Here is a 22306-nt window from a genome sequence, read left to right on the forward strand (position 1 = left end):
GACTAATTGTTTCATCAATCGGGCATTTAAAGATAACAGATTATTTTTAGTAACTGCTTGCCTTATCCAAAATGGAGATATCTTCGGCAGTGAGTTTTAAGCTGGCCGCATTTTCGAACGATTTCAGCTGATCGAGATCAGTTACACTTGCAATTGGCGCCGTTACCGACGGGCGGTAAATTAGCCAGGCCAGGGCAACGGATGCAGGCTCGACACTGTGCGCAGCGGAAACCTGATCGAGCGCTTCCAAAATTCTGTAGCCTCTTTCGTTAAGGAATTTTTTAACACCGCCACCGCGTTGACTTTTATTTAAATCATCTTCATTGCGGTATTTTCCGGTTAAGAAGCCGCTTGCCAGCGAATAATAAGTTATTACGCCTAAACCGTGGTCTAAACAAATTTTTTCATGCTCTTGTTCAAATTCCTGCCTGTCGTATAAATTATAACCCGGTTGGTAAACCTCGTACCGGGGTAGGTTATGGTTTGCCGAATAATGCAGCGATTCTTTCAATCTATCGGCAGAGAAATTAGATGCACCTATCCACCGTACCTTACCTTCCTTAATCAGCGTTTCGTAGGCGCCAAGGGTTTCTTCGACAGGGGTAGTTTCATCATCGAAATGCGAAAAATATAAATCGATATAATCGGTTTGCAAACGGCTAAGCGAGTGTTCAACTTCGTTAATGATGTAATCTTTTTTAAGCGATTTGCCCTGACCCATGTCAGAACCAACCTTTGTTGCAATAATTACGTCGTGGCGCTTGTTGTGCTCCTTTAACCAGTTACCGATAATGGTTTCCGATTCGCCGCCATTGTTTCCGGGCGCCCACCGCGAATACACATCCGCTGTGTCGATAAAATTGAAGCCGCTTTCTACAAAACGGTTTAATATTTCAAACGATTTTCGTTCGTCGATAGTCCAGCCAAAAACGTTTCCTCCAAATACGATCGGTGCAATACTTAAATCTGTTTTTCCTAAAGTCCTTTTTTCCATGATATGAGATGTTGGTTTTCTCTTAACAAAATATTGAGGCTGCGGTTTTTGCCAGCCGGCCGAATTGTGTCAGAATGTTGTTGAAAGATGGAATTGCTGAATCAATCAGATCGCCGCTTTAATCTTTAAGCTTTAGTCTTTCAGCTCGCTCAAAATTAACTCAGTCGAAGATTTTTGTTATAGGATAAATCTATCCATACCTGCCCTTCGACTCCGCTCAGGGTGACAATGTCTTTCTGCTTTTGTCTGTTAGCTTTAGCCTTTCAGCTTTAAGCTTTAGTCTTTAAGCTTTAAGCTTTTCCCAAAGGGATGTCCTTGGCACAGCTTCTTCCAGCCCTCAACATTTCTCTTTTTCCGGGCGCTCCGGGAAGCTTTTCGATGGTAAACCCACAAGCCTTTACCGCTCGTTTCAGTTTTCCGGTAATGGCATAGGTTACAAAAATTCCTCCGGGATTTAAGAAGCTACAAACATGGGCAATAATTTCATCACTCCACATTTCGGGCTGGTGCTGAACCGAGAAGGCGTCGTAATAAATCAAATCGAACTTTTTATCGGTGGCAAACTCAGCCAGCGGTTTGGCCGCGATTTCAAGGTGGCAAAGCGATGTAAGCGCTTGCGCCGAGCGTAAACTCGATTCATAATTTGTTATAAAACTGGTCCATGTTTCAGGTGAAACGTATTCGGCGTAACCTGTTTGGTTAATTACATCCGTTGTTAGCGGGAAAGCTTCGATGCTGGTGTAATCGAGTTTAATTTGGCGATTGGTGCAATAATCAAGGCTTAAAACAAAGTTCAGGCCCGTTCCAAATCCCACTTCTAAAATCGAAACTTCATTTTTGTGCTGCGTGGCAAATTTTAGGCCCGCCTCAATAAAAACGTGTTTGCTCTCTTGTAAAGCACCGTGTTTGCTGTGGTAATGTTCGCCAATGGTTTCGTTGTAGAGCGTATTCGATCCATCCGCGGTGGCCGTAATAATGTTCATAATTGGTATTTACAGTTTTGAAGATAACGCTGCAAATATAGCCATTTTCCGATCGAAGACTTTGGAGTTCGGACTTTAGTCTGTAGTCGTTAGTCTTTGGGCTTTAGCCTTCTGACTCAGAACTCCAAACTCCCAACTTTCCGTTTTCCTAACCTCCGGTTGTCACCCTGAGCGGAGTCGAAGGGTAAATGCAAGGGTCTTCGACTCCGCTCAGACTGACAGAATAAATTGTAATGCGCTTAGCCTTCTGACTCCAGACTCCCGACTCAAAACTCCCAACTTCCTAACCTCCGGTTGTCACCCTGAGCGGAGTCGAAGGGTAAATGCAAGGGTCTTCGACTCCGCTCAGACTGACAGAATAAATTGTAATGCGCTTAGCCTTCTGACTCAGAACTCCAAACTCCAAACTCCCAACTTTCCGACTTCCTAACCTCCGGTTGTCACCCTGAGCGGAGTCGAAGGGTAAGTGCAAGGGTCTTCGACTACGCTCAGACTGACAGAATAAATTGTAATGCGCTTAGACTTCGGACTCAGAACTCCAAACTCCAAACTCCCAACTTTCCGACTTCCTAACCTCCGGTTGTCACCCTGAGCGGAGTCGAAGGGTAAATGCAAGGGTCTTCGACTCCGCTCAGACTGACAGAATAAATTGTAATGCGCTTAGCCTTCGGACTCAAGACTCCAGACTCACGACTCAAAACTCCCAACTTCTTAACCTCCGGTTGTCACCCTGAGCGGAGTCGAAGGGTAAATGCAAGGGTCTTCGACTCCGCTCAGACTGACAGAATAAATTGTAATGCGCTTAGCCTTCTGACTCAGAACTCCAAGCTCCAAACTCCCAACTTTCCAACTTCCTAACCTCCGGTTGTCACCCTGAGCGGAGTCGAAGGGTAAGTGCAAGGGGCTTCGACTCCGCTCAGACTGACAGAATAAATTGTAATGCGCTTAGACTTCGGACTCAAGACTCCCGACTCACGACTCAAGACTCCCGACTTTCTGACTCCCGACTTTTTCTTTTACCTTTGGGTTTTCAGCTTTACTCTTTCAGCTCAAATTTATGGATATCGAATCTTTTAGAGAATACTGTTTAAGCTTGCCCGGAACAACCGAGGGCATGAAGTGGGACCACCTTTGTTTTATGATTGAGGAAAAAATCTATGTCATTATAGCCATTGATTCTGATGGCAGTTTCTCGATAAAGTGTAACCCGGATGATTTCGATGCGCTTACCGCAAGAGCCGGCATACAGCAGGCCTACCACATGGCAAAACGCCAGTGGATTCAAATTGCCAGTTTGGATGTATTAAATGATAAGGAACTTAAAAGCCGTGTTGCCGATTCGAGAGCAATGGTTTTGGCCAAGCTGCCGAAAAAAACGCAGGCTAAATACGGGTAGTATAGTATATTCGTATCGGGGATCGGTAAACCAGACCCTGTCCAAGTTAAAGTAAGCCTTGTCCAAGTTAAACTAGACCCTGTCCGAGTTAAACTAGACCATGTCCAAGTTAAAGTAAGCCCTGTCCGAGTTAAACTAGACCGTGCGCTGATTAAACTAGACCGTGCGCTGATTAAACTAGACCATGCGCTGACTAAACAAGCACATGTGCAATCCCTAAATCAACCAGAACATCCCTAAACAAGCACGATAATAAGTAGTTATCTGAAACCACAATAACTTTACTGCTTAACCTCATCTTTCTTAATTCCCTTATCCGCATTAATCTCTTTCGATTTCATAATATTGAAACGATACATTTCCTCAATCCCAACCAGTTTACGCGTACATTTCTCTATATCCGTGCCTTCCTGCCACAAGTAAGGTCTAAAGCTGTAGGTTTTCGTTCCATCTAAATTGCCGATAAACTGGTTCCAGTTCGTCCAGCGCAGGCCCTTATAAAATTTAGACAAATCGCTATCAAAGCAAAACACCAAAAATTCGCCGTAACCCGCCCCGAGCGGCTGCCAGGTAAGTGTATTCGGTTCCAGGTAGTAAACATTTTTTACGTCTGGCCCCAAGCCACCGTAATTAATCGCGAAGAAACCACCAACAGCATCATCCGCTATTAATAAATATGGAACGTTGTCGCCGTACTCCTTTATCGTTTTGCCCTTGTTCCATTCCGCAATATTACGGTTCAGCTTTTCGCTTCCAGAGCCTAAAATCCTGATCCATCCATTATCAACCATGATGCCGCCTGTGTTGTAAATTACAGATCCCAGCGTTGCATAAGTAGTCATTTGCGAATTGTACAAAACTTCGTTCGCCTTTGCAGTGTCAACAGGTAAAACCTCAACCTTGTTCTTTGCCGATTCTATCCACTTTTGTACCAACGGCCATGCCGGATCTGTTTTGTTGATCAGTTTATCTAAACCGATCAGCTCGTTTTGTGCCTTCAGTTGTGCAGACAGTAGACACAAACAGAGGGCAATTGCGATGTTGAAGATGCTTTTCATTTAACGGTATTTAGGTTGCTCAAAGATAGGATGATAATCAGTAATTAAAAATTGACTTAAGCCATTAAAGGCCTCGTTTAAAACCTGCAAAAACAAAACGTCCCGAATAAATCGGGACGTTCGCACTATAGGTTAGATGTTCCTCTCTGGGATGAATCCAACGGATTTGGGCAGGGATGTATTTCCCAAAAGTCTTTACCAGTTTCTAATTTAGTGTTACCACATTCTAATTCTATCTTCCGGTTTTTTATACAATTTATCGCCTGGTTTAACGTCGAAAGCCTCATACCATGCATCCATATTTACTGGCGCACCAATGGTACGGTATGGGCCTGGCGAGTGCGGATCGGTTTTAATCAGCTGAGCTGCGCTTTCAGGCAAAATGTTGCCTCTCCAAACTTGTGCCCAGGCTAAAAAGAAACGCTGATCAGGAGTAAAACCGTCGATTTTTTCATTGCTCTGACCCTGTTTAGTCATCTTAAACGCGGTGTAAGCTGCATTCAAGCCGCCCAAATCACCAATATTTTCGCCCATTGTCAATTTACCAATCACGTGAACCGTATCTAGAACCGTGTAGGCGTCAAATTGTTCACCTAAAGCCTTTGTTTTTGCATCAAATTTGGCCTTGTCCTCAGCAGTCCACCAGTTTTTTAGGTTTCCTGCCGCATCATACTGGCTTCCGCTATCGTCAAAACCGTGGCTCATTTCATGACCAATTACTGCACCAATACCGCCATAGTTCACTGCGTCATCAGCATTAGGATCAAAGAAAGGGAACTGCAATATTCCCGCAGGGAAAACAATTTCATTTAACGTAGGCGAGTAATAAGCATTTACCGTTGGCGGCGTCATCCCGAAACGCGTACGATCAACAGGCTTCCCCAACCGCTCAACCGATTCGTTGTAGCCCCAAACACTTGCATTGCGCAAGTTTTGAAAGTAAGTGCCTTTGTTTATCACCAAACCATCGTAGTTTTTCCACTTCTCAGGATAGCCAACTTTCGGTGTAAATGCATTTAATTTTGCCAGCGCTTTCTGCTTCGTTTCTGCACTCATCCATTCAAGGCCGTTAATTCTGATCTCAAAAGCCTTGCGCAGATTCACAATCATTTGGTTCATCCGTGCTTTAGCCTCCGGCTTAAAATACTTGGCAACGTAAAGCTGACCCAGCAGTTCGCCAATTGTGCCATCTGTTAGCGACGACATGCGCTGCCAACGCGGCGTTTGAATCTTTTGGCCTGTTTGTGCCTGCGTAAACGCAAAACTCGCCTTAACAAACGGTGAGCTTAAGCTCGATGCAGAGCTTTTGATCAGGTTCCACTCCAGATAAGTTTTCCAGTCGGCTACAGAAACCGATTTTAACATACCATCCAAAGTAGCCATAAACTTGGGCGATGATACCAAAACGGTGTCTTGGCCATTGATCTTAAATTTCGGCAGGTAAGTTGCCCAGTTAATGTCTGGCGTCTTTTTATTTAATTCCGCAACAGTAAGTTTGTTGTAAGTGGCGTAAGGATCACGCATTTCCAAACGGCTCATTTGCGCCTCTGCCAATTGCTTCTCTATCTTAAAAACGGTTGCTGCTTTTTGTTTAGCCACCTCCGGCGAACTGCCGGTAAGCGTAAAAAGCGTAGTCATATAAGTATCGTACGCCTCACGAATTTTTACGCTGCGGGCATCGTCTTTCAAATAATAATCACGATCCGGCAAAGTGGTACCACCCTGGCTAATGTTGACCATGTATTTGTTTACATTCTTGCGATCCTGGCCAACGCCAATGCCAAACATTCCGCCGGCCAAACCATTGGTACGCAGGTAAGCAACCTCGTTAAGTACCCCTTTAATATCTTTTATCTGTTGAATTTTTGCAAGGTCCGCCTTAATTGGTGTGTAGCCCAATTTTTCAATCGTAACGCTGTCCATTGCCGCTGTATAGAAATCGCCCACACGTCGTTTTACCGAGCCAGCAGGTGTCGACTTATCGGCTGCGGCTTCTTCTACAAGAGATTTTACCGCATTGATGTTAAAGTCGCGAAGTTCGTTAAATGAGCCCCAGCGGGTTTCTTTTGCCGGAACAGGATTGTTTTTTACCCATGTTCCGCTTGCGTAGGTGTAGAAATCGTCGCCTGGTTTAACAGATAAATCCATGTTTGCAGGGTCGATAAATTTTTTTGTGGTTTGTGCATTTGCCGAAAAGCCTGCAGCCACTATACCAAGTGCCGCAAAATATCTTTTCAAATTTTGGTATTTCATTCGCTTTAACAAGTTAGTTTTAACAGCGAAATTTATGAAATACTAATTGATACTGAAACAATATACTAAGAATATTACTTATTAAACCAATAGTAAATTTTACTTAGCCCAAACCTTCTAAAAAACTCGGCAGGCGAGAAATGGAATTTTAAGGATTTCATGGTTTTAAATTATTTATACAGTATTAACATTTTTTAACATTAATTATTGTGCGGGTTATAAAAAAATAGCTATTAAGAGTGAATCAAAATAAAGTGTTAAATTTGTTTTATTGCATGTTTAGCTTTACAGGATTTGGAAACTGACGTTCAGCTCTCCATTGGCCGCTCGAGTCCCGCCATACCCTGCAATCTTTTTTGTAAAACACTGTCACTAAGCTATGCAGGAGCTGTGCCGTCTGTTTCATCGCTTCCTTTTTTAGTCGATGTTGCTGAAAAAAAAGTATTTTCGCTGCTGTCGGGTTTATTAAACGAAGTTTGGCACGTTGATCTATCCAAGCGAAACCCCAATAACAAAACCATAACAGATAATATATAATGAACCACACCACCCATAAAGAAGATAGCTGTTGCAACACCGATGCACAGCAACATAAAGAACATCAACATCATCACGAAGCTGGCGACGAGCATGATCACGATCATGGTGGCGATCCTTCCACATTTAAAGCCTATGTGCCAGCAATAGTTACACTCGCGATGTTGCTTATTGGTATTGCTTTCGATAATTTTTTTAAGCTAAAGGCATTCGAAGCAATTCGCCCGTATTGGTACATCGTAGCTTATTTGCCAGTGGGCGTTCCGGTTTTAAAAGAAGTTTGGACTACTTTTAAGGCAAAAGATTTCTTTACCGAATTCTCGCTGATGTCTATCGCTACCATTGGTGCCTTTGTCATCGGCGAATACCCCGAAGGCGTAGCCGTGATGCTGTTTTATACCATTGGCGAGCTTTTCCAAATGGCAGCCGTAAACCGGGCAAAAAGAAGTATTTCGGCCTTGCTCGATGTACGTTCAGATATCGCTCACGTATTAAAGAATGACAAATACAGCGATGTAGCCCCCGAAAAGGTTGAAGTTGGCGAAACCATTCAGATTAAAGTAGGCGAGAAGGTACCTTTAGACGGCGAAATGTTATCAGAAAAAAGCAGTTTCAACACCGCCGCCCTTACCGGAGAGAGTAAACCGAAAAGTATTAAAAAAGGCGAAAGCGTGTTAGCAGGAATGTTAAACCTGGATAAAGTTATCGAAGTGCGCACGACGAAAATATTTTCTGATAGTTCGTTAGCGAGGATTTTAGACATGGTGCAAAACGCCACCTTGCGCAAAGCAAAAACCGAGTTATTTATCAGGAAATTTGCCAAGGTTTACACGCCGATAGTTTTCGGTTTGGCAGTGGCGCTGGTTATCATTCCGTTTTTTGTTTTGGGAAACGATTACAACTTTCAGACCTGGCTGTACCGTTCGCTGGTTTTTTTGGTAATCTCGTGCCCTTGCGCCCTGGTTATTTCCATTCCGTTAGGCTATTTCGGCGGAATAGGGGCAGCATCTGCAAACGGAATCCTGTTTAAAGGCTCCAACTTTTTAGATCTGATCACTAAACTTAATACCGTAGTGATGGATAAAACGGGTACGCTTACCAAAGGTGTTTTCAGTGTTCAGAAAGTGGAAAGCGTTATCGATGAAAACGAATTTTTGAAGTTTTTGGGCGCTGTTGAATCAAAATCTACACACCCAATTGCCAAGGCCGTTGTAGAATACATCAGGGTAAGCAAAATCCACCCTGCCGAGGATATCGAAGAAATTGCCGGCATGGGCCTTAAAGGAAAAGTTAACGGCCAGGAGGTTTTAGCAGGCAACGTTAAGCTCCTGCAAAAATTTAATATCGATTTCGACAAAAAAATAACAGAAATAGAGGAGAGCATTGTTGTAGTAGCAATCGGTGGAAGCTATGCAGGTTACGTGTTGGTGGCCGACGAAGAAAAAGAAGATGCTGCAGCAGCAATAAAACAGCTACACGCCAATGGTGTGCAGCAGGTGGTGATGTTGAGTGGCGATAAAAGCTCAATTGTTAAAGTGGTTGCCGGGCGCTTAGGCATCGATTCTTACTTTGGCGATTTATTGCCCGAAGATAAGGTGGCCAAGCTCGACGAAATTAAAAGAGACAGTACCAGGGTGGTTGCCTTTGTGGGCGATGGAATAAACGATACCCCTGTGTTGGCAGCCAGCGATATTGGTATGGCTATGGGTGCAATGGGCAGTGATGCCGCCATCGAAACTGCCGATGTAGTTATTCAAACCGATCAGCCATCTAAAATAGCAACCGCCATTAAAATCGGCAAGGCCACAAAGAAAGTGGTCATTCAAAATATTGTGCTTGCCTTTGCAGTAAAAGCATTAGTACTCATTTTAGGTGCGGGTGGTTTAGCCACCATGTGGGAAGCCGTATTTGCTGATGTCGGTGTAGCGTTATTGGCGATTTTAAATGCGGTAAGAATTCAGAAGATGAAATTTTAGGGGCCTGCTGGTTGGAATGATAAAGTGGTTTTATGTAGGTTATTAAGTGAAAATTCGCTTTAAATACTATTAATTTTAGTATATTTGATTATGTCACAACCAGAGCCAAAACCATATCCAACTCGGGAAGACGAGCCTATCTTGCAGTTCAACGACATCGATGCGTCGTTAACCTACAGTTATTCGAATTATTTGAACTGGCTTTTTGATGATCGGGTTGAACTGATTAAGGGAAAAGTTTTCAAAATGAGCCCCGCACCTTCGAGAGTGCATCAGGAGATTTCGAGAAATATTTTTAATCCGTTGGTTAATTTTCTTAATAAAGAAAAGTGCAAAGCATACTCAGCCCCTTTTGATGTTCGGTTCCCAAAAGAAAGCAAGGAAGATTCTGCGGTTTTTACCGTTTTACAGCCCGATATTTGTGTAGTTTGCGATAAAAGCAAGTTAGACGATCGTGGCTGCATCGGTGCTCCCGACCTTGTTGTAGAAATTTTATCTCCCGGAAACAACAAAAAAGAGCTGTTGCACAAATACAGGGTTTACGAAGAATTTGGCGTTAAAGAATATTGGGTGGTAAGCCAGAGTGATCAAAGTATTCTGATTTACACCCTGAACGAGATGGGAAGATTCCAACCTTCGAAAATTTTTACCTTGAGCGAAACGATAATTTCATCTGTTTTGCCAGGCTTTGAGCTGGCTTTGGATGATGTTTTTGAAGACCTGAACTAACATGCAAAAGCCTAAGCCAAAACCATATCCAATATTAGAAGATGAACCTATCTTGCAGTTCAATGATATCGATGCGTCGTTAACCTACAGCTATTCGAATTATTTGAACTGGCTTTTCGATGATCGGGTTGAACTGATTAAGGGGAAAGTTTTTAAGATGAGTCCGGCGCCGTCGAGAATACATCAAAAAATATCCATCAATATAATTAACCCATTGGCCAACTATTTGAAAGGCAAACCATGCGAAGTTTACGCTGCCCCTTTTGATGTTCGTTTCCCAAAAGAAAGCAAGGAAGATTCCGCTGTTTTTACTGTTTTACAGCCCGATATTTGTGTAGTTTGCGATAAAAGCAAGTTAGACGATCGTGGCTGCATTGGTGCTCCCGACCTTGTCGTCGAGATTTTATCACCCGGAAACAACAAGAAAGAGCTGTTGCACAAATACAGGGTTTACGAAGAATTCGGCGTCAAAGAATATTGGGTGGTAAGCCAGAGCGATCAAAGTATTTTAATTTACACTTTGAATGAGATGGGAAGGTTTCAGCCATCAAAAATATTTACTTTGAGCGAAACGATAACTTCATCTGTTTTGCCCGGTTTTGAGCTGGCTTTGGATGATGTTTTTGAAGACCTGAATTAACATGCAAAAGCCTAAGCCAAAACCATATCCAATACGGGAAGATGAACCTATCTTGCAGTTCAACGACATCGATGCGTCGTTAACCTACAGCTATTCCAATTATTTGAACTGGCTTTTCGATGATCGGGTTGAACTGATCAAAGGAAAAGTATTTAAGATGTGTCCGGCGCCGTCGCGAGTGCATCAAAAAATTTCCATCGCTTTGTTAAAGCACTTTATCAATTTTTTGGACGGCAAACCATGCGAAGTTTACGCAGCCCCTTTTGATGTTCGTTTCCCAAAAGAAAGCAAGGAAGATTCCGCTGTTTTTACTGTTTTACAGCCCGATATTTGTGTAGTTTGCGATAAAAGCAAGTTAGATGATCGTGGCTGCATTGGTGCTCCCGACCTTGTTGTAGAAATTCTATCTCCCGGAAACAACAAGAAAGAGCTGTTGCACAAATACAGGGTTTACGAAGAATTCGGCGTTAAAGAATATTGGGTGGTAAGCCAGAGCGATCAAAGTATTTTAATTTACACTTTGAATGAGATGGGCAGATTCCAACCTTCAAAAATTTTTACCTTGAGCGAAACGATAACTTCATCTGTTTTGCCTGGCTTTGAGTTGGCTTTGGATGACGTTTTTAAAGATTTAGAATGATGGAAAAGCCGAGACCAGAGCCGAAACCATATCCGATACGGGAAGATGAGCCTGTTTGGCAGTTCAATGATATCGATGCGTCGTTAACCTACAGCTATTCCAATTATTTGAACTGGCTTTTCGATGATCGGGTAGAACTGATTAAGGGGAAAGTTTTTAAGATGAGTCCGGCGCCGTCGCGAGTGCATCAGGAGATTTGCGGAAACATTTTTGTAAGTATGAAGACTTTTATTGAAAAGTCGCCATCCAAAGTTTACACGGCGCCTTTTGATGTTCGTTTTCCGAAAGAAAGCAAGGAAGATTCCGCTGTTTTTACCGTTTTACAGCCCGATATTTGTGTAATTTGCGATAAAAGCAAGTTAGACGATCGTGGTTGCATCGGCGCTCCCGACCTTGTTGTCGAAATTTTATCTCCCGGAAACAACAAGAAAGAGCTGTTGCACAAATACAGGGTTTACGAAGAATTTGGCGTTAAAGAATATTGGGTGGTTAGCCAAAGCGACCAAAGCATTCTGATTTACACACTGAACGATATGGGCAGGTTTCAACCTTCGAAAATATTTACTTCAAGTGAAAAAATAACTTCGTCTGTTCTACCCGGTTTTGAGTTGGCTTTGGATGACGTTTTTAAAGATTTAGAGTAGGTAATTCAACCTCCATAACCCAATACTTACTTCTCTATGGCCGGCTGCTTCAGCTGCCTGTTGTTGTGGTTTCAAACCTTGGCTTTAACCAAATGTGAAGCTATTTTCGCTCATTTTTGTATTTAAATCTATTATTGCCGGCTGCTCCAGCTGCCTGTTGTTGTGGGTTTCAAACCTTGGCTTAAGCCAAATGTGAAGCTGTCTTTCCTCATTTTTGTATTTAAATCTATTATTGCCGGCTGCTCCAGCTGCCTGTTGTTGTGAGTTCAAACCTTGGCTTTAGCCAAATGTGAAGCTGTCTTTCATCATTTTTGTATTTAAATTATTATTGCCGGCTGCTTCAGCTGCCGGTTGTTGTGGGTTCAAACCTTGGCTTTAGCCAAAGGTGAAGCTGTTTTCGCTCATCTTTGTATTTAAAAATTTCTCTTTTGCCGGCTGCTTCAGCTGCCGGTTGTTTAAGAGATTCAAACCTTGGCTTTAGCCAAATTTGAACTATACGGTAAATTAATAAAAAGAGCGCTGCATTTACCTTTTAAACCTGATTCCGGTGAAAAGCCTTTTGCTTAATCACTTTAATTCAGCTTTTCGCTTCGGGCTTCTGTCTTTTAGCTGTCTGCGCTTTAGTCTTTCAGCTTAATTAGCTATTTTTGGGTTTTTAATATAATTCATGAGCATTTCCACCAAGTACAATCCTGCAGAAACCGAAGATAAATGGTATAGCTACTGGCTATCGAAAAAATTTTTTCACTCAGAGCCCGATGAGCGTGAGCCTTACACCATTGTAATTCCGCCGCCCAACGTTACCGGAGTGTTGCACATGGGCCATATGTTAAACAATACCATACAGGATGTTTTGATCCGTAAGGCACGTATGGAAGGCAAAAATGCTTGCTGGGTTCCCGGAACCGATCACGCATCAATTGCTACCGAAGCAAAGGTTGTGGCCATGTTGAAAGAACAGGGCATTAACAAAAAAGATCTTTCGCGTGAGGAGTTTTTAAAGTATGCCTGGGAATGGAAAGAAAAATATGGCGGCATTATTTTAGAGCAGTTAAAGAAACTTGGCGCAAGTTGCGATTGGGACCGTACGCGATTTACGATGGAAGAAGACCTTTCTGAAGCTGTGATCGATTCGTTTATCCATTTGTATAAAAAAGGATGGATTTATCGCGGCATTCGTATGGTAAACTGGGATCCGGCCGGAAAAACTGCCGTTTCTGACGAAGAAGTTATCCGTAAGGAAGTTAACCAGAAGCTGTATTATATCCGCTATACTATTGCGGATGCGGGAGCGCCAAACTCCGAACTCCAAACTCCGAACTACCTTGTTGTTGCCACCACCCGCCCGGAAACGATAATGGCCGATGCTGCAATTTGTATCAACCCGAACGATGAGCGCTTTGCGCACTTAAAGGGTAAAAAAGTGTTTGTGCCACTCGTTAACCACGAAATTCCGGTTATTGAGGATGAATATGTTGATATTGAATTCGGTACCGGTTGTTTAAAGGTTACGCCAGCACACGATCTGAATGATTATGAACTGGGCGTAAAGCACAATTTGCCGGTAACCGACATTTTAAACGACGATGGAACCTTAAACGAACTTGCCGTTATTTTGGTGGGCGAAGACCGGTTTGTGGCCCGTAAAAAAATCGCCAAAATGTTGGAGGAAGCCGGGCATTTAGATAAAGTGGAGGATTATAAATCGCAGGTTGGTTTTTCTGAACGTACCGATGCGGCAATTGAACCCAAACTTTCGATGCAATGGTTTGTGAAAATGAAAGAATTGGCGCAGCCTGCTTTGGAAGATGTTGTAAAAGGAGAGGTTAACCTGATTCCGAATAAATTTGAAAATACATACCGCCATTGGATGGAGAACGTTCGCGATTGGAACATTTCTCGACAGCTTTGGTGGGGACAGCGCATCCCGGCTTGGTACGACGACAAAGGAAACTGGGTTGTTGCAAAAACCAAAGATGAAGCGTTGGAAGAGTTCTGGAAGAAAAAGCATTTAGACGAAAGCTGCTCGGAAACTGAAAAAGCTGGATTCAAGCATCAATTAGAGCCTTTTTTAAAGCAAGACGATGATGTGATGGACACATGGTTTTCATCGTGGTTGTGGCCGATTTCCGTTTTCGATGGATTTAAAAACCCCGATAACAAAGATATTAACTACTATTATCCAACCAACGATTTGGTTACGGCGCCAGAGATTTTGTTCTTTTGGGTGGCCCGAATGATTATGGCCGGACGAGAGTTTATGGGCAAAAAGCCATTTACCAATGTTTACCTCACTGGTATTGTTCGTGATAAACTGGGACGTAAAATGTCTAAATCGTTAGGTAATTCGCCAGATCCAATTGGTTTGATCGAAAAATATGGCGCCGATGCGGTTCGTGTTGGTATGCTCATGTCGTCGCCTGCAGGCAACGATTTAATGTTCGATGAAAGCTACTGTGAACAGGGACGTAATTTTGCATCAAAAATATGGAATGCCTTTCGCCTGGTGAAAGGTTGGGAAGTTGACGCGAATTTGGAGAACCCAAATTTACAGGCCATTTCGTGGTTTGAAAATCGCTTTAACCAAACTTTAGTAGAAATTGAAAATGACTTCAAACAATATCGTTTGTCGGAGGCTTTAATGACCATTTACAAGCTGGTTTGGGACGATTTCTGTGCCTGGTATCTAGAAATGGTGAAGCCAGCTTACCAACAGCCAATTGATGCTGAAACGTACAAAGCTACAATTGGGTTTTTTGAGCAGATTATCAGATTGTTGCATCCAAATATGCCTTTCCTGACGGAAGAATTATGGCACGACGATTTGTTTGGTACCCGCGATGAAATGGACTGTTGTATTGTGGCGCAGTTTCCGAAAGGTGGCGCAATTGACGAACAACTATTGAAAGATGCTGAGGTAGTAAAAACAGTTGTTGCCGAAATCAGAAACATTCGTAATCAAAAGCAGATTTCGCCGAAAGAGTCTTTACCATTAAGCTTAAAAATTAACTCCGGCATCGACTACGAAAAGTGGATGAACATCATCTACAAACTCGGCAATGTTTCTGGTGCCGAAATAGTTGTCGATAAAATTGCCGGTGCAGCTGCTTTTATGGCCGGAAAGGACGAATTTTTTATTCGTTTAACTGAAAATGTTGATGTGGAGGCAGAACGAATCCGTTTAAACGCAGACCTGGTGTATTTGCAGGGTTTCTTAAAATCTGTTGATGCCAAACTGAGTAACGAGCGTTTCGTGCAAAATGCAAAGCCCGAAGTGGTAGCCAATGAGCAGAACAAAAAGGCCGATGCAGAAGCGAAGATCAAGATTATTGAGGAAAGTTTGGCCATGTTAGGATAAACTGATAGAGATCTTTAGGGCTTTCAAAAGCTCGCAGGTTTAAAACGGCCCTTTGGAAATTAAGTTCCAAAGGGCCGTTTGCTTTATGGTGGGAATAATTTTTAGCAAAAAAATCAATACGAGTGCCGTTTAGATTCTTGCCGTCTTTCCCGCGCAGGCGGGAATCCTAATGCTAAGCTTTATCTTCCTCCTCAGTTTTTCTACAACTGATTTTTGGGGACGCTTTGTCAGGCTGAGCGAAGTCGAAGCCTCCTTCACTTACTTTTGGGCGTTAATGACGCTCTGTAGGCCATCTATATTTCAAACGTTTTCCTAAATAATCATCTGGACTATAATTTACTCGAAAAACGCGGTTAAATCAACTGCCTGCCAAGTTTATAGCCGTACCGTACTTTATTGAAAAAACAGTGGGTTTCAAAAAAATTACGCAATGAGATTTAGTGTATCATATTTAAATACTATTTTGTGTTGCTAATACATTTAATACCATCTTTTAATCTAACCAAACAAAAATGGAAAATTCAAGAAGAAAATTTATCAAGCAATCAACAATCTTCGCTGCCGCAACTTATGCCGGTACAATGGGTATGAGCGCCAAAAGTTATGGTCGAATTATCGGAGCAAACGACAGAGTGCGGGTTGGTGTTGTTGGATTTTCTGATCGTTTTAAGAGTACCCTTTTGCCTTGTTTCTTAAATCACAATAAAGAATTAAATTTTGATATTGTTGGGCTTTCCGATTTATGGAGCTACCGCAGAGATTTGGGAATAGCGCATTTGAAAGAAAAGTTTGGTCATGATATTAAAGCTTGCAGAAACAATGATGAACTTTACGCCACCAAAGATCTTGATGCCGTAATTATCAGTACTGCCGATTTTCAACATGCGTTACATACCATTGAGGCCGTTAAAGCCAACTGCGACGCATATATTGAAAAACCTTTTGCCGAAACCATGGACGATGCAAAAGCGGCTTTGAAAGCGGTAAAAGCAACCGACAGAATCGTTCAGATTGGTTCTCAGCGCCGAAGCGGAGAAAATTATGCGAACGCAGCCAAATATATTCAAGACGGCAAGTTTGGGCCCATTACTGCGGTAGATCTAGTTTGGAACGTCAATCAGCCCGGACGCTGGCGCAGGCCCGATCTGGTTGCAAAGCTTAAAGAGCAGGATATCGATTGGAAGCGATTTTTGTTGAACAGGCCATTTGAGGCGTTCGACCCAAGAAAGTATTTAGAATACCGCTTGTTCTGGCCTTACTCATCGGGCATGCCGGGCCAGTGGATGTCGCACCAAATTGATACCGTTCATTGGTTTACCAATTTAAAACATCCGCGAAGCGTGGTCGCAAACGGAGGTATTTACACCTGGAAAGATGGGCGTAGAAATTGGGATAGCATGGTAGCCGTTTTTGATTATGGCCTTCCGAATACCGAAGATGGTTTTCAGGTTACGTTTACATCACGAATGCAGAACAGTGTTGGCGGCGTGGGCGAGGTGTACTATTCAAATGGTGGAGAATTAAATTTGATTACTAACAAAGTATCGCCAAAGGGCGGCTTAAGAAAAGACGAAGCAGCGGCGATGGATATGAAACCGAATTTATTGCCCGAATTTGATCTGAGTAAAAAAGAGGTTAAAACGGCAACTGACGCAAACATGGGTGGCGATGAACTAACTTCGGGCCACATGCGGAACTGGATGGAATGTGTACGCAGTCGCAAAACCCCCAATGCGCCTGTAGAAGCTGGTTACTCGCATTCGGTGGCAAACATCATGACCAATGCAGCGGTTCATACGGGTGCCAAAGCTACTTTTGATGAAAACAGACAAGAAGTAATGGCAAACGGTAAAGTTTTTAAATATTAGTAACTCGAAATAACAACTTTAATTCAAACAACCAATATGTATAACATTAAAAAATATAGCGTTTTAGCCCTGTCGCTAATCAGCCTTTCGGCTGCGGCGCAGAAATCGAAGCCCCTTTTCGATGGTAAAACCCTAAACGGATGGAAAGCGGTTGCAGGCGCAGCACCCTACAAAGTCGAAGATGGAATGATTGTAGGAACGATGACTAAGGGAACGCCAAACTCGTTCTTGATTACCGATAAGGAATATGGCGATTTTATCCTTGAGTTGGATGTAAAATTGGAGGGAGAAAACACCAACTCTGGCATTCAAACCCGTAGCCACATCAAACCAGAGGGAAATAATGGCAAAGGCTTGGTTTACGGCCGACAAATGGAAATTGACCCGACACCGCGAGCGTGGACGGGCGGTATTTACGATGAAGCCCGGCGATTATGGCTATATCCGTTGGAGCTCAATCCATCGGCGAAACCATTGTACAAGAAAAATGAATTTAATCACTATAAAATAGAATGTATTGGTAATGAGCTTAAAACCTGGGTAAACGGAACTCCCGTTGCTTTTGTTATCGATACCCTTGATAAATCGGGATTTATCGGCTTGCAAGTTCATGGAATTGGTAATAATTTGGAAAACGACGGTAAAAAAGTTTATTTCAAAAATATCAATATCCAAACAGGAGGATTAAAATCTAAATCCTTTCCAAAAGGGATTTATGCTGTAAATCTTACTCCAAATTCGTTATCGGCTTATGAGAAATCGGATGGATATAAACTTCTTTTCGATGGAAAAAGCAATGCCGGATGGATTGGTGCCTATAAAAGTGCCTTTCCTTCAAAAGGGTGGAAGATCGAAAACGGCGTGATCAGCGTTGAGCCATCCGGCGGGGCCGAATCTACAAATGGTGGCGACATTGTAACCACAGAAGAATTTGCCGCGTTTGATATGTCTTTCGAATTTAAGCTTACGCCCGGCGCAAACAGCGGAGTAAAGTATTTTGTAACGCTAAGCGAAAAGAATACAGGCTCTGCCATTGGCCTCGAATATCAGGTTCTGGATGATGTGTTGCATCCTGACGCGAAGTTGGGCACAGATGGGAACCGTACCCTGGCATCGTTATACGATTTAATGACCGCTAAAAAAGAAGCCAGGTTCCTTCGCCCAATCGGCAGCTGGAATAACGCTCGCTTAGTGGTGTACCCAAATAACAAGGTTGAACACTACTTAAACGGTGTAAAAGTGCTGGAATACGTTAGAGGGTCGGCAGAATTTGAAAAGTTGGTTGCCATGAGTAAATATAAAGATTGGAAGAACTTTGGCGTGGCTCCAAAGGGGCATATTCTGCTTCAGGATCACGGCAATAAGGTAGATTTCAGAACCATTAAAATCAAAAAATTATAATGTTACGTCGTTCATTTGTGAAAAAATCAGCTTTGTTGAGTTCGAGTTTGTTTGTTGGTAATGAGGTTTTTGCAGGTTTATACGCCGATCAAATCATAAAAGTAGCCATGATTGGTTGCGGCGATCGGGGGAAAGGTGTGTTATCGGTAATTAAGTCGATGCCCACCAAATACAAAACGGTGGCTTATTGTGATGTGCTGGATTTTAGGCTTAAGGAAGCCGAAAAACACGTGCCTGCAGATGCCAGACCGATTAAAGATTACCGCAAAACTTTAGATGATAAGACCATCGATGCGGTTTTTATCGCTACACCACTGAGCGAGCATTTCAAGATTGCTAAAGATGCGGTACTTGCCGGAAAGCACGTTTACCTCGAGAAAACAATGACTTACAATATTTCGGAGGCATTGGCGCTCAAAAAATTGGTAAGCCAGCATTCGGGACAAATTTTTCAGGTCGGTTACCAATACCGTTACTCGCCGCTGTATTTTAAGGTGAAAGACATGATTCAAAGCGGGTATTTGGGCAAGGTTTCTCAAATCGACTGCCGCTGGGATAGAAATGGCAATTGGCGCAGACATGTTCCAAGTCCTGAGCTCGAGCGGAAAATCAATTGGCGGATGTACAAAGAGTATTCTGGCGGATTGGCTGCCGAGCTTTTATCGCATCAAATCGACTTTATCAACTGGGCCTTCGAAACTCAACCTAATGAGATTATGGGCTCGGGAGGGATTGATATTTTTAACGACGGCAGAGAAACCTACGACAATATTCAGGCCATTTTAAGGTATAACGACAAAGGCATGATCGGTAATTTTGGTGCTACCTGCGGCAATGCGCACGATGGCTATCTGTTTAAAATTAAAGGAACAAAGGGTTCGGTTTCATTACTTACCAATACGGGTATTTTTTATCCGGAGGCGAGTACAAAAAAAGAGCTCGGCATTGTTGATGGCGTTACAGGTGCGACAAAAATTGTGGTTAATACCGATGGCGGCATCCCGATTTTAGATCAGCCTACAAAGGATGGAACCAATTATGCGCTCGAAGAATTTTATAAATCGATAACGAAAAAAATCTTACCCGTTTCAAATATCAACACCGGAACGCAGGCTGCAATTTGTGTGGCTATGTGTAATGAGGCCATATACTCGGGCACCAAACAGGTTTGGAAGGAAGAATATAGTGTGTAGTTGCTAAATGCACTGCATCGTTGTTTTATGTTGTCTTTAGCGTTGACTAAAGTCAGCGGCGAATTGCAAGTTGTCTGTTCTCTTACAACTAGGATTCTGCCTGTTAACCGTTGACTGAACTCAACGGCAATAAATGTTGCCATGCGATTATTTCCATGAGTTTCATTGCCGTCGGTTTTATTGCCGTTAACCGTTGACTGAAGTCAACGGCAATAAATGTTGCCATGGGATTATTTCCATGAGTTTCATTGCCGTCAGTTTCATTGCCGTCAGTTTCATTGCCGTCAGTTTTAACTGACGGTCTATAAATCCAAATAATCGGGCATTTCCTTAACAAATGTAAAACTGCCTTTTTCTAAATCCATGTTTGCGTAAACGTGCTGCAACCCATTGGTTAAAACAATCCATTTGGCCTGATGAATGGAGTTATATCTCGAAGCTTGTTCAAAAACAGATGGCGTAATCTTTATCTTTGGCGCTTTACACTCAATCAACATCACTTTTTCTCCTGTGGTGTTGTAAACCAATATGTCGCTTCGTTTTTGTAGTTGGTTCAAAACCAATCCGCCCTCAATCTGAATCAGCGTTTTGGGAAATTTCTTGCTGGCAATCAAATCTTGAATAAAATGCTGGCGAACCCATTCCTCCGGAGTTAACACCAGGTGCTTTTTCCTTAGCTCGTCGAAAATAAAAACCACATCATCCTTTTTCGTAATTTTAAATGGATAGGGTGGAAGGTTGAGTGGAGTAGGCTTAAACATTATCTCGTTTTTCAATAGCAGTTTTCAGTTGCCAGTTTTCAGTTTTTGAGTCGGGTGGGTTCTTATAAGTTTCTTGCAATACGAAAGCCAAGGTCGTCGATTTTAAACGAGCGTGGATGACTTCTCCGTCGATTTGTTGCCAGGCAACTCCGTTCCTCATCGCACCAGCCACCACCACGAATAATCCGATACGATCCATACACAGTTCCGTCGTAAACGTCGGTACACCATTCCCAAACGTTTCCCAACATATCGTACAAGCCCAAGGCATTCGGTTTTTTTAAACCAACATCGTGCGGAGTTTTACCTGCATTATCCTTGTACCACGCAATTTCGTTCAATTCGCCGTATCTATTGCTTTTGTCTCCCGCTTTACACGCATATTCCCATTCGGCCTCCGTAGGAAGCCGGTAACCATTTGCTTCATGATCGAAGATAAAATCATCAATCTGATCATCAAAAGCGTAGCATTTTTGCAATCCATACCGGGCAGAAAGCGCATTACAAAATGCTACTGCATCTCGCCACGAAACCGTTTCAACCGGCAATTGGTCTCCTCTAAAACTGCTGGGGCTTTCGCCCGTTACTGCTTGGTAAACTTTTTGCGTAACCAGCCATTTTCCCAATAAAAATGGTTCTATTTTAACCAACCATTGGGCTTTTATCCGGTCATCCCTCAACAAGATTTCTCCTTTAGGTACTTCTACCATTTCTATATTCAATAAATCAGATTGTTGCAGCATGTTCTAAATTGGTAGCGATGCGAAAAGGAATCAAAGTTAATATTGTTTATAAACATTTACTAAATTCCTAAAAGCTAAATTGTAATTTTACGGCAATGACTGCTGCCGAAATTATTAAAGATATTAAAGCCCGAAACTTTAAGCCTGTGTACTTGCTGCACGGCGAAGAATCTTACTACATTGATGAAGTAACAGATTATATTGAAGAGAAACTATTGAACGAGGCAGAGAAGGGCTTTAACCAGATGGTATTATACGGCAAGGATACTGATATGGCGACAATTTTGAATGCCGCAAAGCGATTTCCAATGATGTCAGAATATCAGGTGGTAATTGTTAAAGAAGCGCAGGATTTAAAATGGGGAAAGGAAGATGCTGGCAGCAAAGAAGCCGAATTTGTACTAAATTATTTCGAAAAACCGCTGGCAAGCACAATCTTGGTGCTGGCTTATAAATACGCCAATTTTGATAAGCGGAAAAAAATTTACAAGGCCATTAGTAAAAGCGGATTGGTCTTTCAATCGGATGTGGTTCGCGATTACAAGATTGTGGCATGGATCGAAGATTTTATAAAATCGAAGGGCTATAAAATCGATCAGCAGGCTTCTGTATTAATGGCTGAGTATTTAGGCACAGATCTCTCTAAAATTGCCAATGAGATTGAGAAACTGATGCTCAATGTGCCAAAAGAGACCGTTATCAACACTGATCTGGTTCAGAAAAACATCGGGATAAGTAAAGAATACAACGTTTTTGAATTGCAAAAAGCGCTGGCCATTCGCGATGTTTTAAAGTGCAACAAAATTATCAACTATTTTGCGAGCAACCCGAAAGCAAACCCTACGGTAATGGTTTTAGCAAATCTCGGTGGCTATTTTACAAAACTGTTAAAGTACCACTACGTTCCAAATAAAGCCGATGCGGCTTCGGCCCTCGGTGTTCCACCGTTTTTTATTAAAGACTATGAAATGGCGGCCAGAAATTATAACACCGGCAAGGTTTTTTATGTAATCAGTTTACTGCGAGAATATGATTTGAAAACAAAGGGGCTAGACAGTTCGGGCAACGTAAATGATGGTGAACTGTTGAAAGAGCTGGTATTTAAGATTGTACATTAACAAGTTTAGGGAAA

Annotated in this window: 17 protein-coding genes; 11 read left to right on the forward strand and 6 right to left on the reverse strand. The window is 42.5% G+C overall.

The genetic code is table 11. From position 1 onward, the window contains the following. Positions 1 to 46: 46 nt before the first annotated feature. Entirely contained in the window at positions 47 to 994 is a 948-nt protein-coding gene (locus IZT61_RS21925; RefSeq protein ID WP_196099126.1) for an aldo/keto reductase, read from the reverse strand. Positions 995 to 1284: 290 nt separating this feature from the next. Next, a complete protein-coding gene (mnmD, locus tag IZT61_RS21930; protein ID WP_196099127.1) occupies positions 1285 to 1977 on the reverse strand; it encodes a tRNA (5-methylaminomethyl-2-thiouridine)(34)-methyltransferase MnmD in 693 nt (230 codons plus the stop codon). Between the two features lie 1057 nt (positions 1978 to 3034). Here mnmD and IZT61_RS21935 point away from each other — a divergent pair. Then, positions 3035 to 3373: an MmcQ/YjbR family DNA-binding protein gene (locus IZT61_RS21935; RefSeq protein WP_196099128.1), complete on the forward strand. Its 339-nt coding sequence runs from the start codon at positions 3035 to 3037 to the stop codon at positions 3371 to 3373. Positions 3374 to 3654: 281 nt separating this feature from the next. Here IZT61_RS21935 and IZT61_RS21940 read toward each other — a convergent pair whose 3' ends face one another. Further along, the gene (locus IZT61_RS21940; protein ID WP_196099129.1) at positions 3655 to 4431 is read right to left on the reverse strand and encodes a DUF2625 domain-containing protein; all 777 of its coding nucleotides are present in this window, start codon (positions 4429 to 4431) and stop codon (positions 3655 to 3657) included. Positions 4432 to 4647: 216 nt separating this feature from the next. Then, the gene (locus IZT61_RS21945; protein WP_196099130.1) at positions 4648 to 6684 is read right to left on the reverse strand and encodes a M13 family metallopeptidase; all 2037 of its coding nucleotides are present in this window, start codon (positions 6682 to 6684) and stop codon (positions 4648 to 4650) included. A 536-nt stretch (positions 6685 to 7220) separates the two neighbouring features. Between IZT61_RS21945 and IZT61_RS21950 the strand changes: the two genes are divergently transcribed. The 9 genes from IZT61_RS21950 to IZT61_RS21990 all read left to right on the forward strand — a co-directional run bounded on the left by IZT61_RS21950 (position 7221) and on the right by IZT61_RS21990 (position 19670). Continuing rightward, a complete protein-coding gene (locus IZT61_RS21950) occupies positions 7221 to 9197 on the forward strand; it encodes a heavy metal translocating P-type ATPase (RefSeq protein ID WP_196099131.1) in 1977 nt (658 codons plus the stop codon). 90 nt (positions 9198 to 9287) lie between these two features. Then, positions 9288 to 9926: a Uma2 family endonuclease gene (locus IZT61_RS21955; protein ID WP_196099132.1), complete on the forward strand. Its 639-nt coding sequence runs from the start codon at positions 9288 to 9290 to the stop codon at positions 9924 to 9926. A gap of 1 nt (position 9927) precedes the next feature. Next, positions 9928 to 10566: a Uma2 family endonuclease gene (locus tag IZT61_RS21960; protein ID WP_196099133.1), complete on the forward strand. Its 639-nt coding sequence runs from the start codon at positions 9928 to 9930 to the stop codon at positions 10564 to 10566. A 1-nt stretch (position 10567) separates the two neighbouring features. Further along, a complete protein-coding gene (locus IZT61_RS21965; RefSeq protein WP_196099134.1) occupies positions 10568 to 11206 on the forward strand; it encodes a Uma2 family endonuclease in 639 nt (212 codons plus the stop codon). Continuing rightward, positions 11203 to 11850 (forward strand): Uma2 family endonuclease, encoded by a 648-nt coding sequence (locus tag IZT61_RS21970; RefSeq protein ID WP_230383798.1) that lies wholly within the window; start codon positions 11203 to 11205, stop codon positions 11848 to 11850. The genes IZT61_RS21965 and IZT61_RS21970 overlap by 4 nt, the downstream gene beginning before the upstream one ends. A gap of 667 nt (positions 11851 to 12517) precedes the next feature. Further along, positions 12518 to 15208 (forward strand): valine--tRNA ligase, encoded by a 2691-nt coding sequence (locus IZT61_RS21975; protein WP_196099135.1) that lies wholly within the window; start codon positions 12518 to 12520, stop codon positions 15206 to 15208. Between the two features lie 512 nt (positions 15209 to 15720). After that, on the forward strand, positions 15721 to 17076 hold the full coding sequence (locus IZT61_RS21980) for a Gfo/Idh/MocA family protein (protein WP_196099136.1): 1356 nt from the start codon (positions 15721 to 15723) through the stop codon (positions 17074 to 17076). A gap of 36 nt (positions 17077 to 17112) precedes the next feature. After that, complete coding sequence (locus tag IZT61_RS21985; protein WP_196099137.1) at positions 17113 to 18477, forward strand: 3-keto-disaccharide hydrolase; 1365 nt, start codon at positions 17113 to 17115, stop codon at positions 18475 to 18477. Next, positions 18477 to 19670: a Gfo/Idh/MocA family protein gene (locus IZT61_RS21990; RefSeq protein WP_196099138.1), complete on the forward strand. Its 1194-nt coding sequence runs from the start codon at positions 18477 to 18479 to the stop codon at positions 19668 to 19670. Before IZT61_RS21985 ends, IZT61_RS21990 begins: the two co-directional genes overlap by 1 nt. Before the next feature lie 302 nt (positions 19671 to 19972). On the opposite strand, the gene IZT61_RS21995 is transcribed toward IZT61_RS21990, so the two are convergent. Next, a complete protein-coding gene (locus IZT61_RS21995; RefSeq protein ID WP_196101391.1) occupies positions 19973 to 20431 on the reverse strand; it encodes a type I restriction enzyme HsdR N-terminal domain-containing protein in 459 nt (152 codons plus the stop codon). A 62-nt stretch (positions 20432 to 20493) separates the two neighbouring features. Then, complete coding sequence (locus tag IZT61_RS22000) at positions 20494 to 21174, reverse strand: formylglycine-generating enzyme family protein (protein ID WP_196099139.1); 681 nt, start codon at positions 21172 to 21174, stop codon at positions 20494 to 20496. A gap of 95 nt (positions 21175 to 21269) precedes the next feature. Here IZT61_RS22000 and holA point away from each other — a divergent pair, with 95 nt between their 5' ends. Next, positions 21270 to 22292: a DNA polymerase III subunit delta gene (gene holA / locus IZT61_RS22005; RefSeq protein ID WP_196099140.1), complete on the forward strand. Its 1023-nt coding sequence runs from the start codon at positions 21270 to 21272 to the stop codon at positions 22290 to 22292. The last annotated feature ends 14 nt before the right edge of the window (positions 22293 to 22306 follow it).

Source organism: Pedobacter endophyticus (assembly GCF_015679185.1).
Classification (GTDB): Bacteria; Bacteroidota; Bacteroidia; order Sphingobacteriales; family Sphingobacteriaceae; genus Pedobacter; species Pedobacter endophyticus.

What these genes read in the sequence shown, in the direction of transcription:
- IZT61_RS21925 (WP_196099126.1), bottom strand. Translation starts at nt 994, where the DNA reads ATGGAAAAAAGGACTTTAGGAAAAACAGATTTAAGTATTGCACCGATC.
- mnmD (WP_196099127.1), bottom strand. Translation starts at nt 1,977, where the DNA reads ATGAACATTATTACGGCCACCGCGGATGGATCGAATACGCTCTACAAC.
- IZT61_RS21935 (WP_196099128.1), top strand. Translation starts at nt 3,035, where the DNA reads ATGGATATCGAATCTTTTAGAGAATACTGTTTAAGCTTGCCCGGAACA.
- IZT61_RS21940 (WP_196099129.1), bottom strand. Translation starts at nt 4,431, where the DNA reads ATGAAAAGCATCTTCAACATCGCAATTGCCCTCTGTTTGTGTCTACTG.
- IZT61_RS21945 (WP_196099130.1), bottom strand. Translation starts at nt 6,684, where the DNA reads ATGAAATACCAAAATTTGAAAAGATATTTTGCGGCACTTGGTATAGTG.
- IZT61_RS21950 (WP_196099131.1), top strand. Translation starts at nt 7,221, where the DNA reads ATGAACCACACCACCCATAAAGAAGATAGCTGTTGCAACACCGATGCA.
- IZT61_RS21955 (WP_196099132.1), top strand. Translation starts at nt 9,288, where the DNA reads ATGTCACAACCAGAGCCAAAACCATATCCAACTCGGGAAGACGAGCCT.
- IZT61_RS21960 (WP_196099133.1), top strand. Translation starts at nt 9,928, where the DNA reads ATGCAAAAGCCTAAGCCAAAACCATATCCAATATTAGAAGATGAACCT.
- IZT61_RS21965 (WP_196099134.1), top strand. Translation starts at nt 10,568, where the DNA reads ATGCAAAAGCCTAAGCCAAAACCATATCCAATACGGGAAGATGAACCT.
- IZT61_RS21970 (WP_230383798.1), top strand. Translation starts at nt 11,203, where the DNA reads ATGATGGAAAAGCCGAGACCAGAGCCGAAACCATATCCGATACGGGAA.
- IZT61_RS21975 (WP_196099135.1), top strand. Translation starts at nt 12,518, where the DNA reads ATGAGCATTTCCACCAAGTACAATCCTGCAGAAACCGAAGATAAATGG.
- IZT61_RS21980 (WP_196099136.1), top strand. Translation starts at nt 15,721, where the DNA reads ATGGAAAATTCAAGAAGAAAATTTATCAAGCAATCAACAATCTTCGCT.
- IZT61_RS21985 (WP_196099137.1), top strand. Translation starts at nt 17,113, where the DNA reads ATGTATAACATTAAAAAATATAGCGTTTTAGCCCTGTCGCTAATCAGC.
- IZT61_RS21990 (WP_196099138.1), top strand. Translation starts at nt 18,477, where the DNA reads ATGTTACGTCGTTCATTTGTGAAAAAATCAGCTTTGTTGAGTTCGAGT.
- IZT61_RS21995 (WP_196101391.1), bottom strand. Translation starts at nt 20,431, where the DNA reads ATGTTTAAGCCTACTCCACTCAACCTTCCACCCTATCCATTTAAAATT.
- IZT61_RS22000 (WP_196099139.1), bottom strand. Translation starts at nt 21,174, where the DNA reads ATGCTGCAACAATCTGATTTATTGAATATAGAAATGGTAGAAGTACCT.
- holA (WP_196099140.1), top strand. Translation starts at nt 21,270, where the DNA reads ATGACTGCTGCCGAAATTATTAAAGATATTAAAGCCCGAAACTTTAAG.